At 62.2% G+C, this 12972-nt stretch carries 13 protein-coding genes; 9 read left to right on the top strand and 4 right to left on the bottom strand.

The window, feature by feature from the left end; genetic code table 11:
- Positions 1-155: 155 nt before the first annotated feature.
- The 4 genes from AWB74_RS41905 to AWB74_RS41890 all read right to left on the bottom strand — a co-directional run bounded on the left by AWB74_RS41905 (position 156) and on the right by AWB74_RS41890 (position 4211).
- The gene (locus AWB74_RS41905; RefSeq protein WP_061152414.1) at positions 156-908 is read right to left on the bottom strand and encodes a hypothetical protein; all 753 of its coding nucleotides are present in this window, start codon (positions 906-908) and stop codon (positions 156-158) included.
- Positions 905-1819 carry a substrate-binding domain-containing protein gene (locus tag AWB74_RS41900; RefSeq protein WP_061152413.1) on the bottom strand — a complete coding sequence of 305 codons (915 nt, stop codon included), beginning with the start codon at positions 1817-1819 and terminating at the stop codon, positions 905-907. The genes AWB74_RS41905 and AWB74_RS41900 overlap by 4 nt, the downstream gene beginning before the upstream one ends.
- A 52-nt stretch (positions 1820-1871) precedes the next feature.
- The gene (locus tag AWB74_RS41895) at positions 1872-2291 is read right to left on the bottom strand and encodes a c-type cytochrome (RefSeq protein WP_061152412.1); all 420 of its coding nucleotides are present in this window, start codon (positions 2289-2291) and stop codon (positions 1872-1874) included.
- A gap of 108 nt (positions 2292-2399) precedes the next feature.
- The gene (locus AWB74_RS41890; protein ID WP_061152411.1) at positions 2400-4211 is read right to left on the bottom strand and encodes a methanol/ethanol family PQQ-dependent dehydrogenase; all 1812 of its coding nucleotides are present in this window, start codon (positions 4209-4211) and stop codon (positions 2400-2402) included.
- A gap of 359 nt (positions 4212-4570) precedes the next feature.
- Between AWB74_RS41890 and AWB74_RS41885 the strand changes: the two genes are divergently transcribed.
- The 9 genes from AWB74_RS41885 (at position 4571) to AWB74_RS41845 (ending at position 12810) form a co-directional block, all read left to right on the top strand.
- Positions 4571-4951, top strand: coding sequence for a 4a-hydroxytetrahydrobiopterin dehydratase (locus tag AWB74_RS41885; RefSeq protein WP_061152410.1), 381 nt, complete (start codon positions 4571-4573; stop codon positions 4949-4951).
- 731 nt (positions 4952-5682) lie between these two features.
- Positions 5683-6711 carry a beta-ribofuranosylaminobenzene 5'-phosphate synthase family protein gene (locus tag AWB74_RS41880; RefSeq protein ID WP_061152409.1) on the top strand — a complete coding sequence of 343 codons (1029 nt, stop codon included), beginning with the start codon at positions 5683-5685 and terminating at the stop codon, positions 6709-6711.
- A gap of 52 nt (positions 6712-6763) precedes the next feature.
- Positions 6764-7693: an NAD(P)-dependent methylenetetrahydromethanopterin dehydrogenase gene (locus AWB74_RS41875; protein ID WP_061152408.1), complete on the top strand. Its 930-nt coding sequence runs from the start codon at positions 6764-6766 to the stop codon at positions 7691-7693.
- Positions 7690-8853: an ATP-grasp domain-containing protein gene (locus AWB74_RS41870; protein WP_061152407.1), complete on the top strand. Its 1164-nt coding sequence runs from the start codon at positions 7690-7692 to the stop codon at positions 8851-8853. Before AWB74_RS41875 ends, AWB74_RS41870 begins: the two co-directional genes overlap by 4 nt.
- Before the next feature lie 3 nt (positions 8854-8856).
- Positions 8857-9840, top strand: a complete 984-nt coding sequence (gene mch / locus AWB74_RS41865) for a methenyltetrahydromethanopterin cyclohydrolase (RefSeq protein ID WP_061152406.1) — start codon at positions 8857-8859, stop codon at positions 9838-9840.
- Positions 9837-10775, top strand: coding sequence for an ATP-grasp domain-containing protein (locus AWB74_RS41860; protein WP_235024912.1), 939 nt, complete (start codon positions 9837-9839; stop codon positions 10773-10775). Before mch ends, AWB74_RS41860 begins: the two co-directional genes overlap by 4 nt.
- On the top strand, positions 10762-11637 hold the full coding sequence (locus AWB74_RS41855) for a triphosphoribosyl-dephospho-CoA synthase (protein WP_061152404.1): 876 nt from the start codon (positions 10762-10764) through the stop codon (positions 11635-11637). The genes AWB74_RS41860 and AWB74_RS41855 overlap by 14 nt, the downstream gene beginning before the upstream one ends.
- Positions 11638-11808: 171 nt before the next feature.
- Complete coding sequence (gene fae / locus AWB74_RS41850; protein WP_061152403.1) at positions 11809-12318, top strand: formaldehyde-activating enzyme; 510 nt, start codon at positions 11809-11811, stop codon at positions 12316-12318.
- An 84-nt stretch (positions 12319-12402) separates the two neighbouring features.
- Positions 12403-12810, top strand: coding sequence for a hypothetical protein (locus AWB74_RS41845; protein ID WP_061152402.1), 408 nt, complete (start codon positions 12403-12405; stop codon positions 12808-12810).
- Positions 12811-12972: the final 162 nt, after the last annotated feature.

Below are 12972 nucleotides of genomic sequence, written 5' to 3'. Positions count from 1 at the left end.
CCCTCCAAACCATGATCTTTTGCGCTTCAAACCTTGACTCTCAATACAGTTGCTTTCTTTGCAGCAGCAAAGAAAGTGACTGCCGCCCCGCATAGGGGCGAAGCTAATAAACCAACACCAATTCGGGATCCAGCGAAAACAACACCCCAAAACCCTCACCGACTAGCCCGAGGCGCATTCGAGGGCTTCACCCCCGGTGAATTCATATTCTTGAGCGTCCCTTGATAAGCAATCGTCTCCTTCTGCAGCGGATGCGCAAAATCATTCCCTTCCCCGGGTACTTCAGTGCGAATCATGAGCAGCCGCCCCGGCACGTCATCGGCCATGACGAACGTATACCGCTTGCCTGTATATTTGCTGAACCGCTCGGAATTCGGATCGTTCAAAAAAGGCTGAATGACGATCTGCTGAGCCTTCGCATGCTTCCCAAGCCCCAACGACTCGCTCGACACCGTCTTGATCTCAGGCCCGGCCGCCAGCGCCATCCGAACACGCTGCTGGAAATAGCGCCGCTGACCACCCGTCAACTGCTCCATCTCCGCGATGTCGTGCTCCAGAAAATAGATGATCACCGGATTGCAAGGCAGCCCGCCAGGCACATTGACGTTGCCCGTACGATCCGTAACCCGCGCGTCGTTCTTGTTGTTGCCCGGACTCACGACGAGCACGCGCAAGGTATCGTTGACCTTCGACGGCGGTCCGGAATAGTCCACCGCATAATCCAGCTCGGTCTGCGGCTCGACGCCATCCATATGCGACTGCATGAAAAGCAGCCGCTCGGCCGGCTTGATATCGACACCCGGCGCAGAAGCAGCAGGCGCATCCGCGGCGCTGACGCCAACCGGCGCCATAAGCACGGCGCACGCCAGAAAACACGCGCGAAGAGAACCCCCGTATGTTCGCTTCATTGCGCGGCTACCGGCTGCAGCGGCAGCAAGGGAACCTGATAGCTCGTCAGGATCTGATCGATCTTCGGCTGATTCGAGGCTATCCAGTTATCGACCTTGTCGCGCCAGGCCTTTTCGCCATAACGCACGCCCATCGATATCTCGTAGTCGAAACGAATCGGCTGGCCCGCGGGGAACGCCACGAGACGCACCTTGTTATCGGAACGATTGGCGAAATAGCCCGCGATCGGCCCCCACAGGAAAGCCGCATCGACATTGCCCTGCGCCAGATCACGTTCGATCATCTCGCCCGGAAAAGCTTCGGGGTCGCCCGTCTGCCCCTGATACGACACCGCCTGATCGAGCAGGTTATGACTGAGCAGCCAGTCGACGGCGGGACTCTTGACGAAGATGCCGAGCTTCATCTTCTTGAGCTGATCGGGCGGAAGGCTCATCAGGTCCGTCGGGGACTTGATGCTCGCGTATTCCGGCTTGTTCGGAAACACCATCGCGTAGGTGGAATGCAGATACGGACGCGTGGTCGCCGTGAGTTCATAGCCCTTCGGCACGCCGATGATCAGATCGCACTTGAAGCGCTCTGTCTGCGGCACCTTTTCACGCAATGTATTGCGCACGAAACCCATGCGTTGCGGCCAATACGTGTACTCGAGCTTATAGCCGAAATCGCTCGCCATCTGACTCGCGATCTTGTTCTCGTAACCCTCGCCTTTCTTGTTCGAGAGCGGCATGTTGTTCGGATCAGCGCACACGCGCAGCACGCCGTCCGCACCATCGTTGTTCGGCAGATTGGGAGGCGGTGCGCCCGCACCCTGTTGCGCGAAGGCCGGTTGCGCCATGAACGCCGCGGATGCCGCACAAAGTGCAGCTAAGAATCGGAACGAAGCGGCGCGGCTTGCATTACGATCAGACATCGACACCTCCGGGAATGAGAGCAATCATCAGACGTCGGTACGGCACGCGTCCTTATTTTGCATCGATTGCCTGCAAGTCGCCCGGATTGATCTTGCCGTCGGAGCGCCCCTTCAGATACGCAAAGAGGTTCTCCCAGTTCTTCTGCATCATCTGGCTGGAGCTGAAATCGGGCATGCCCTTGTCCACGCGTCCGCCGAATACCGTGCGATGAAACTCGTTCTTGTCCAGCGTCTTGAAAGCATCGATCAGCGACGGGCCGACCATACCTTCCTGCTTCGCCCCGTGACAGCGTTCGCACGCCAGCGCACGCCAGGTCTTCCAGCCCTGCAGCGTGTCGCTGTCGACCTTGTTGCCATCGACGACCTTGTACGCGACCGGCTTCATCTGTCCAGGGCCGGAGGGCGTCTGGGCAAACGAAGCGGACGACGCAGCGAGCGTCATCGTCAGCAGCAAGAGTGATCGGCCTTTCATACGTCTGACTCCTTGAACATGTCTTGTATATGGGGTATTTCGCGCGGCGGCCATTGCAGCCGCCGCGCTTTACTTCCACTAGCTAAAGCACATCACATCGACAATGGATCAACCGCCCGGAACCGCGAACACGAAGAGCGTGCCGCCGAGCGCCGTGTACTTCGCGAGGTCCTTGTAGCCGCCGACCGCGCCGAGCCCTTCCGTCGACTTTTCGAGACCCGCTGCCATGCCGATGCCGGCCCAGCCGCCGATGCCCGAATACACGCCGACATACTGCTTGCCCTGGTACTGATACGTGAACACGTTGCCGATGATCCCGGACGGCGTCTTGAACTTCCACAGCTCCTTGCCGTCCTTGATGCGCACTGCCTTGATATAGCCTTCGAGCGTGCCGTAGAACACGATGCCGCCTGCGGTCGCGAGCGCGCCGGACCATACCGAGAACCGCTCCGGCTTGGACCACACGATCTTGCCCTTCGCGGCATCCCACGCAATGAAGTTACCCATCGCGCCTTTCTCGTTCGGGCCCGGATACATCGAAAGCGTCGCACCGACGTACGGCTGACCCGACACGTAATCGACCTGGAACGGCTCGTAATCCATGCAGACATGATTCGTCGGCACGAGGAACAGGCTGGAGTTCGGATCGAATGCGGCCGGCTGCTGATCCTTCGAGCCGAGCGCCGCGGGGCAGATGTTCTTCACGTTGTGATCTGGCCCGGCCTTTTGCGTCGAATAGCTCGCATTGCGAATCGGCAGGCCGCTCTTCAGATCGACGCTGTCGGCCCAGTTCACTGCCGGGTCGTACTTCTGCGCGACGAGCAGTTCACCGGATTCGCGATTCAACGTATAGCCGAAGCCATTGCGGTCGAAGTGAACGATCGCGGGCACTTTCTTTCCGCCGATGTTCAGGTCCGAGAGGATCATCTCGTTGACGCCGTCATAGTCCCACTCGTCGTGAGGCGTCATCTGATAGACCCATTTCGCCTTGCCCGTATTCAGATCGCGGGCGAAGATGGTCATCGACCATTTGTTATCGCCGGGGCGCTGTGTCGGGTTCCACGTGCCCGGATTGCCCGAGCCGTAGTACACAAGGTTGAGTTTCGGATCCCACGCATACCAGCCCCATGTGGTGCCGCCGCCGTATTTCCACTGATCGCCCTGCCAGCTCTTCACCGACGAGTCCGCGCCGACTGGCACCATCTTGCCGTCTGCCCAGGTCATCGTCGTTTGCGGGTCGAACAGCATTTCATTGTCGGGCCCGACGCTATAGGCCTTCCAGACTTCCTTGCCGTCCTTGATGTTGTATGCGACGAGACGCCCGCGCACACCGAACTCGCCGCCGGAGATGCCGGTCAACACCTTGTCGCCGAAAACGTGCGGCGCATTGGTATTGGTTTCGCCTTTCTTCGGATCGCCGTTCTGCACGCTCCATACGACGTCACCGGTTTTCGCATCGAGTGCGACGAGCTTGGTATCGGCTTGCTGGAGGAAGATCTTGCCGTCGCCATAAGCGAGACCACGGTTGACCGTATCGCAGCACATCACCGAGATGACCTGATTGTCCTGCTTCGGCTGGTATTGCCAGATGAAGGTCTGATCCTTCAGGTTGATGGCGATAACCTTGTTGGGAAATGGCGAGTGGATATACATCGTGTCGCCGATGACGAGCGGCGAACCTTCATGGCCGCGCAGCACACCTGTCGACATGGTCCAGGCAACCTGTAGCTTGCCGACGTTGTTTTCATTGATTTGCTTGAGCGTGCTATAGCGGTGATTCGAATAATCGCCCGCTTGCGCCGCCCAGTTCGAGGGATTCTTGATCAGGCTGTCTAGCTGCGAGTCGGCCTGAGCGACATAAGAATTCAGGCCTGCCGTCGCTGCCACCGCCAGTCCAAGAACCAGGGTGCGTAAGTTCATGTCTCCTCCAGAATGGTGATGCCTCCGACCCAGGGATGACCACGCTACCGGATTGCATCATGCGCGCCTTCAAATGCAGGTAACGAGTTGCGCTTCGTCCAGTACATAGCCGGACGCTTGCGTAGAGAGGCCAATTGCATATTCCATGCCGGTTTCATTACTGCTGCTTTAGAACGTTGGTTCGACGCGCGAAGCTGTCGTTAGCGGACAGGTTTTCGTCGGGTGGCGACACATACTGTGTCAAATACGCGAAGCCGCGCGCGTGACATGACGCGTCGCAGCATGTTCTTTGATGTTTTGACCTTCGCAAAGCGGCGCATACTACTTTGGCTCATGGATTTTTTATTGGAGGCTTCGTCATGGCTCAGACTGAGAAGGTTTATTCCGACGACGAAATCAAGCAGCGTCTGACCGGCGCGCTCAAGCACTGGTATATCGAGGATGGATGGCTCAGGCGCAAGTTCAAGACAGAGAGCTGGAAAGGCACCCTTATGGTCGTCAATACAGTGGGGCATCTGGCCGAGGCGGCCTGGCATCATCCGGATTTGACGGTTTCTTATGCGTTCGTTGTGGTGAAGCTCAAGACGCATTCTGCGAAGGGGATTACGGATAAGGATTTTGCTCTGGCTTCGAAGATCGAAGAGGTTATCCAGTGGCAGCCCGGGAAGGAAGATGGACCGCTGGAGGGCACGCCTTCGGACGATCAGCGGTTTCGGTATATCAAGTATGACGACGTTTGAGGCTTTTTTTGGCCGGATCCCGATTTCACGTCGGTTTATTAGCGTTGCCCCTGTGCGGGGCGGCACCTACTTTCTTTGCTGCTGCAAAGAAAGTAGGCAAAGAAAGCAGCTTCTCCCAGCCTAAGCACTTCACGCCGGCCGCGGCACAGGCGATTGGCTGAATGGAACCCAGAGTAGCGAGTGCCCCCACAAAACTCGCCGGGCTTGGATCGCGCACGGTCTGACTCGTCGCACCACATAACACACTGGTTCAGCACCAGATAGCTCCAGCCCGCTTCGCGGCCGACGGGTCATTCGGGTTTGCGTAAGCCCGCGCATTTGCTACACCCACCATTGGTTTCACATGCAGACCCCGCGGCAGCGCGTAGCGCTGTGCCGGAACTCTTTCGTGCTGACCAGCGCCCTAAACGTTCTGGCTCGTCAGACCGTGCGCGGTCCACGCCGCAACAGACCTTCGACAACACTCGCTACTCCGGGGGCCATTCAACCAATCGCCTGTGCCGCGGCCGGTGTGAGGCACTTTGGATGGGAAAAGCTGCTTTCTTTGGTGACTTTCTTTGCAGCAGCAAAGAAAGTTACCCCCGCCCCGGGGAGGGGCAACGCTAATAAACCAATACGAAATCGGGATCCGGCGAAACCCAAAGCGCAAGCAAAAAGTCCAGCTTGGTACAGGATTTGCCTAACCCCAAAAAGGCCCCAAAAAATTCAGCCTTAAAAGGAAGCAACCCTCGATGCCATCCCCCGGACGCTTGACCCCGCCCACGGCGATCACCGTCGAATCTCCTGCGCGCTTGCATCTTGGCTTTATCGATCCGAACGGCTCGCTGGGCCGCATCTTCGGCAGCGTCGGCCTCGCTATCGACGCACACGCCACACGCATCACCGCGCGTCAGGCGCCCGCTTCACGCCAGAACAATGCCCACATCGAAGGCGTATCGAGCGATGCCCAGCGCGAACGCATAGCGCAATACCTGAAACTACTAGGCAACGACGAAGGCCCGACGATCGACATCGAAGTGCACGAAACGCCCCGCGCGCATACGGGCCTCGGTTCCGGCACCCAACTAGCGCTGGCAATCGGCACCGCATTCGCCCGCGTCAGAGGCCACGAGGCAAGCACCGCCGATATCGCCAGAATCCTCGCACGCGGCGCGCGCTCCGGCATCGGCATACATGGCTTCGATCACGGCGGCCTGATTGTCGATGGCGGCCGCAATGCCGCAAAGACAAACATTCCGCCGCTCATCGCGCGACAGCCATTCCCGGAAACGTGGCGCGTCCTGCTCATCGATGACACCTCGCGCGAAGGCCTGCACGGCGACGAGGAAAAACGCGGCCTCGCATCGCTCGCACCCTTTCCGGCCACCCTCGCCGCGCATCTGTCGCATCTCGTGCTGATGCGCATCCTGCCCGCCGTCGTGGAACACGACTTCGAACCCTTCGCCGACGCCATCTGCGATCTCCAGCAAACCATCGGCGAATACTTCGCGCCCGTGCAAGGCGGCGTGTTCGCGAGCCCCGCCGTCGCGCGCGCGCTCGAAGCCGTCGCGGCCGAGCAGAAAGCAGGCATCGGACAAACCTCCTGGGGGCCGGTCGGCTTCGCGTTCGTCGCGAGCGCGCAGGACGCCGAACGCGCGCGCGCCGCCGCCGAACGCGTATCGCAAGGCGCGCCGCTCACTTTCACGATCGCCGCGGGCCGCAATCGAGGCGCGACGTGGCGCGCAGCCGACCGGCGTCACCACGGCGCGAACGCCGCCTGAGCAACGCATTCGCAAACCGACACGACATCCACACGACAAACGAGTCCAGCCCATGCCCGAAGCCACCGAACGACCCTACGTCCTGCACATGTTCACCGCGACGCCGCAAATGAGCCCGTTCGATGTGAACATGGCCGCCGATGCCGGCTATCAGATCCTCGTGCCGTACTGCAACGTCGACGAGGACAGCGTCGTGCAGCTCACGCAGGATGCGATCTTCTCGCGCGGGCCGAAAGGCGTGTCGCGCACGGGCATCTTCATCGGCGGACGCGACGTGATGCTCGCCGCCGACATGCTCGAAAAGGCACGCAACGCGATGGTCCCGCCCTTCGAAGTCTCCGTTTTTGCCGATCCGAGCGGCGCCTACACGACCGCCGCCGCACTCGTCGCGCTCGCGGAAAAGCACCTCAAAACCGCGCATTCCGTCGATCTCGGCGGCAAGCGCGTACTCATTCTCGGCGGCACGGGCGCAGTCGGGCGCGTCGCGGCCGCAATGGCCGCATCGCTCGGCGCGGATGTCGCCGTCGCGAGCCATTCGAGTCAGTCGCGCGCGACGCAGGTCAGCGACGAAATCAACCGGCGCTTCGATATCGCGACCTCGGGCGTCGCGACCGGCACGCCCGATCAATTGCATCGCGAACTCGCGCGCGCCGAAGTCGTGTTCGCAACGGCGGTGGCCGGCGTGCAGGTGATGACGTCCGCCGATATCGCGCACGCGAAGAACCTGCTGATCGCCGCCGACGTCAACGCCGTGCCGCCCGAAGGCATCGCCGGCGTCAACGTGATGGACGACGGCAAGCCGCTCGCGGGCGCGGCGCGCTCTGACGCGGTCGGCATCGGCGCGCTCGCGATCGGCAACGTCAAGTATCAGGCCGAGCATCGGCTTTTTCTGCGCATGCGCACCGGCGGCAAGCCCGTCTATCTCGGCTTTCCCGAAGCATTCGACGAAGCGCGCGCGATCGTCGCGGGACAAAGCTCATGATGACGCGGGCGCCGCGCGTAGCCGTTGCGGGACTGTCGGCGCGCCTCGTCGCGCAGTCGGCGGCGCGCGCAGGGCTGAACGTCGTCGCGCTGGATATCTTCGGCGACCGCGACACGCGTGAGCACGCGGGCATGTGGTTCGATATCGGCGCGACAGGGGGACAAGGTCTTTCGATCGATCGCGCGCGTCTTTTCGATGCGCTCGAACATGCGGCACGCCTGCCGCGCATGCTCGGCCTCATCGTGACGAGCGGGCTCGAATCGCTGGCCGACGAACTGTCGTGCGCGCCGCGCATGCCGCGCTTCATCGGCAATGGCGCGCAGGCCGCAGCGGTGCGCGATCCGCGGCGTTTTTTCGCGCTGCTCGATCAGGCGAATATCGCGCATCCCGAAGTGCGCCATGCGCCGCCCGACGCGTACGAAGGCTGGCTCGTGAAGCGCTCCGACGGCTGTGGCGGCACACACATCCAATGGGCCGGCGATGTCGAGCGCCTGCCCGAAGGCGCGTATTTTCAGCGGCTCGCACAAGGCCGCTCGATGTCCGCGCTCTTCGTCGCCTCGCATCGCGAAGCGGCGGTGATCGGCTTCGCGGAGCAACTGACGGTCGAAGTCGGACGGCTGCCCTTTGTGCACGCGGGCTCGCTCGGGCCGGTGCAACTGCCGCAGCGAATCGCCGGGCGCATCGTCGAGGCGATTCAGCGGATCGTGTGGCAGACGGATCTCACGGGTCTCAATAGCATCGACTTTCTGCTCGACGGCGACACCTTCAGCGTGCTCGAAATCAACACGCGCCCCTCTTCGACGATGGCGCTCTACGAAGCCGCGTGGCCCGATGCGTGGCCGCGCGGGCTGATCGGGGCGCATCTCGACGCGTGTCTGCACGGCGAGTTGCCGCATGCGCCCGACACGGTGATGCACGCGCCGCCGCTTTACGCCGGCCAGCGCGTCGTGTTCGCGCCCGCTGGCTTCATCGCGACGCGCGCGTTCAGCGATGCCTGTTTCGCCGATGCCGCGTGCCACGATGTGCCGCTCGTCGGCGCGCGCATCGAAGCGGGCCAGCCGGTCTGCACGATGACCGCGACAGCCGACACATTCCCCGACTTGCGCGACGCGCTCGATCGCGAGCTCGTGCGTCTTTTGCAACGCATCAATACGGCCTGACTCATGACTTCTTCGCATATCAGCGTCAACGCATCGAGCGAGCGGCTCGTCACGCGTCTCATCGACGATGCCACGCGCCTTTCCGTCGACATCACGCGCACCGATGGCGGCACCGTCATCGTCGATGCGGGCGTGAACGCCAAAGGCAGCGTCGACGCGGGCGTCCTGATCGCGCGCATCTGCATGGGCGGACTCGGGCGCGTCGCGCGGCGCGTCGCATTCGATCACGCGCCGCTCTGGCCCAGCTTCATTGAAGTGCATACGAGCCATCCGGTCATCGCATGTCTCGCGAGCCAGTACGCGGGCTGGAGTCTTTCCGCGACGAAAGAACAGACCGGCGGCAAGAAGTTCTTCTCGCTCGGCTCGGGTCCGGCGCGCGCACTCGCATGCAAGGAACCGCTTTTCGACGAGCTCGGCTATCGCGACCGTCATGATCGCGGCGCGCTCGTGATGGAGGTGGATCGACTGCCGCCGCAGATAGTCATCGACAAGGTGCTCAACGATTGCGGCCTCGCGCCGGAGAATCTCGTGATCGCCGTGACGCCGACACATTCTGTTGCGGGCACGGTGCAGGTCGTTGCGCGTGTCGTGGAAGTCGCGCTTCACAAGACACACGTGCTGGGCGTGAGCCTGAGCGAGATCGTCGAAGGCAGCGGCAGCGCGCCCTTGCCGCCGCCCGCGCCCGACGGCATCCAGGCGATGGGCCGCACCAACGACGCGATTCTCTACGGCGGCCGCGTGCATCTGACGGTGAAGAGCGATGCGGTCGCGAAGCAGCTTGCGGCGGAACTGCCATCGTCGAACGCGCGCGATTACGGGCGTCCGTTCGCCGACATCTTCACGTCGTTCAACTACGACTTCTATCAGATCGATCCCGCGCTTTTCGCGCCCGCCGAGGTCTGGGTGTCGAGTCTCGAAAGCGGCGCGACGTATCACGGCGGCAAGGTCGATCGCGCGTTGCTCGAAGCGCAATGGAGCGCGACATGAGCTTGCCGACGTTACGTGTGGCCATCATGACCGACGAAACCGGCTGGCACACCGGCCGCCTGAAAAAAGCCTTCCGCGCGCGCGGCGTGGAGGCGCGTTGCGTCGATCTCGCGGATTGCCGCATCGACACGACCTGGCCGCCGTATGGCCTCGCGATTCCCGGCTTCGGCCACACGCTGCCCGATGCGATATTCGTGCGCGGCATCGCGGGCGGCACGTTCGAGCAGGTCACGTTGCGGCTCGGCATCCTACACGCGCTGCGCGAATGCGGCGTTCCGGTCTATAACGATGCGCGCGCGATCGAGCGCAGCGTCGACAAATCGATGACGAGCTTTCTGCTCAACCGCTACGGCGTGCCGACGCCCGCGACGTGGGCGGGCGAATCCGCCGCGTACGCGCAGCGCGTGCTGATGCGCGAAGCCGCGGCGGGCCGTCAGGTCGTGATGAAGCCGCTCTTCGGCTCGCAGGGCAAGGGCCTGAAGAAACCGGGCGTGAAGCTGCCATCGCTCAAGCCGTTCAGCCAGGTGGCGTACCTGCAGCGTTATGTCGATGGGGGTGAGCCCGGCTTTGACTGGCGCGTGCTCGTGATCGGAGGGAAGGCGCTCGCGGCGATGAAGCGCGTCGGCGGCGAGGACTGGATTCATAACTTCGCGCGCGGCGCACGCTGCGAGCCGTCGGACATGACGCCCGCGCTCGCCGATATCGCCGTGCGCGCGACCGAGGCGCTCGGGCTCGATTACGCGGGCGTCGATCTGATTCCGGCCGAAGCCGGGCGGCCCGTCGTGCTCGAAGTGAACGGAGTCGCGGCGTGGCGCGGCCTGCAATCGGTGACACCGCTCGATATCGCCACGCTGCTGGTCGACGATCTGCTCGATCGCAAGCTGCCTCAATCGAAGGGCGCGCTCGCGCTCGCCAGCGGCGATGGACAACGCTAGCGCATCGCTCTCCGCGCGCGTGGCCTTCCTGCGCGCGTGCCGCCTCGATGTCGAGACGATGAAGCCGGGCAACGTGAGCATCGCGAGCGCGGGACACGGCATGACGTCGGCGCAATTCATCGCGAGCGCGGGCGCGGCGGCGGCGGGTCTGTTCACGCCGGGCGCACGCGTGGGCGCGCGCATTCTCGACGCCGTGCGCCGCACGTTCGATGCGGTCGGCTGCAATACGAATCTCGGGATCGTGCTGCTGGCGGCGCCGTTGTGCGCGGCGCTGGAGCGCATGGAACCGGACGATCCGATCGATGCCTCGCGCTGGCATGCGCAGACGCAGCGCGTGCTGGCGGAACTCGATATCGACGATGCGCGCCTTGCCTATCGCGCGATCGCGCTCGCGAATCCGGGCGGACTCGGCGATGCGCCCGAGCAACCGGTCCACGCGCCGCCGACCGTGACCTTGCGCGCGGCGATGACGCTCGCGGCGGATCGCGACAGTATCGCGCGTCAATATGAGAACGGTTTCGCCGATATCTTCGGCGCGGGCCTCGACGCGGCCGGGGCCATTTTATCGGCGACGGAACATCGCGCGATGCTCGATGCGTTCCTGACGTTTCTTTGCGGCTGGCCTGACTCACACATTGTGCGGAAGCTTGGCGCGTCGGTGGCGCAAAGTGTCACGCGCGACGCAGCGATGCATCGCGCGGACTGGCGCGCGGCGGGCCGTCCCGCGCAGTCCGCGGCGCTCGATGCGTGGGACGCCGGGCTGAAGTCGCGCGGCATCAATCCGGGCACGAGCGCGGACCTTGCGGTGGCGACGCTCTTCGTCGCGCTGATGGCGAGGGCGGCATCGTCATCGAATGCATGAAGCGCGCCGTGCGCGAACGAAAAATTGGCACGGAACATGTTAGGAAGTTCGCGGTTGAGCGGTCGCATCGGAAACCGGGCGAACCGCGAGCCTTGCGCGGCTTTGAGGGTGACCGTCGCGAGTCGAGAGCAAGTCGCTAGTCCCTAGAACCAAATCCACTGGAGGAACAGCATGGCCAAGATCAACCGCGTCCTGGTAGGAGAGTCGCTCGTCGGCGATGGCAACGAGGTCGCACACATCGACTTGATCATCGGACCGCGAGGTTCCGCTGCAGAGACCGCGTTCTGCCACGCGCTCACGAACAACAAGGATGGCTTCACGTCGCTGCTCGCCGTGGTCGCACCGAATCTGATGACCAAGCCGAACACGATTCTCTTCAACAAGGTGACGATCAAGGGCGCGAAGCAGGCCGTGCAGATGTTCGGCCCGGCGCAGCGCGCGGTGGCGATGGCGGTGGCCGACAGCGTGGAGAACGGCACCATTCCCGCCGACGAAGCCGACGATCTGTTCATTTGCGTGGGCGTGTTCATCCACTGGGACGCCAGCGACGATCAGAAGATCCACGACTTCAACTATCAGGCGACGAAGGAATCGATCGAGCGCGCGGTGGCGGGCGAGCCTTCGGCGAAGGAGGTAGTATCGAAGAAGGGAACGATGACGCATCCGTTCTCACCGAGTTGATTTTTTTGCTTGTGGCCGGGGCGTCTGGTTTTATTTGCGTGCCGGCCTTGTTCTGGCTTTCATTAAAACTACGAGGCTCATCGCATGATCCCACGTCGCAGCGCGTTGACGGTGTTCGCCTTCCTTTCGCTGTTTTCATCGCTTTCGGTTGCCGCGACGGCTGGTGGCGGCAACGCTGCGGCCGCGAAGACGCATGACTATCCGACCGAAGGACGCGTGGAGTATGTCCTCGGTTGTATGGACGACAACGGCCACGATTTCGCCAACGTGTACAAGTGCTCGTGTGCGATCGACAAGATCGCCAAGGTGCTTCCTTATGATGATTATGTCGAGCAATCGACGTTTTCGAAGTACGCGACGCTGGGTGGGGAAGGTGGGGCCGAGTTTCGCGTCGATCGGGCCAAGGCTCAGACCAAGAAGTTCAGGGATTTGCAGAAGGAAGCGTTTAAGGCATGTGGTGTGGTGAAGGGTGCTGCTGCCGCAGCGAAGTGATTGTTTTTGTTTTTTTGCTTTCGCTTTCGCTTTCGTTGGATCCCGTATTGTTGTTGGTTTATTAGCTTCGCCCCTATGCGGGGCAGCAGTCACTTTCTTTGCTGCTGTGTATAGACCGGGGACATAGTTGACAGATTTGGCGGGGACATGGTTGACACTTTG

Source organism: Caballeronia arvi (assembly GCF_001544695.2).
Classification (GTDB): domain Bacteria; phylum Pseudomonadota; class Gammaproteobacteria; order Burkholderiales; family Burkholderiaceae; genus Caballeronia; species Caballeronia arvi.
This window is presented reverse-complemented; position numbering and strand designations above follow the sequence as displayed.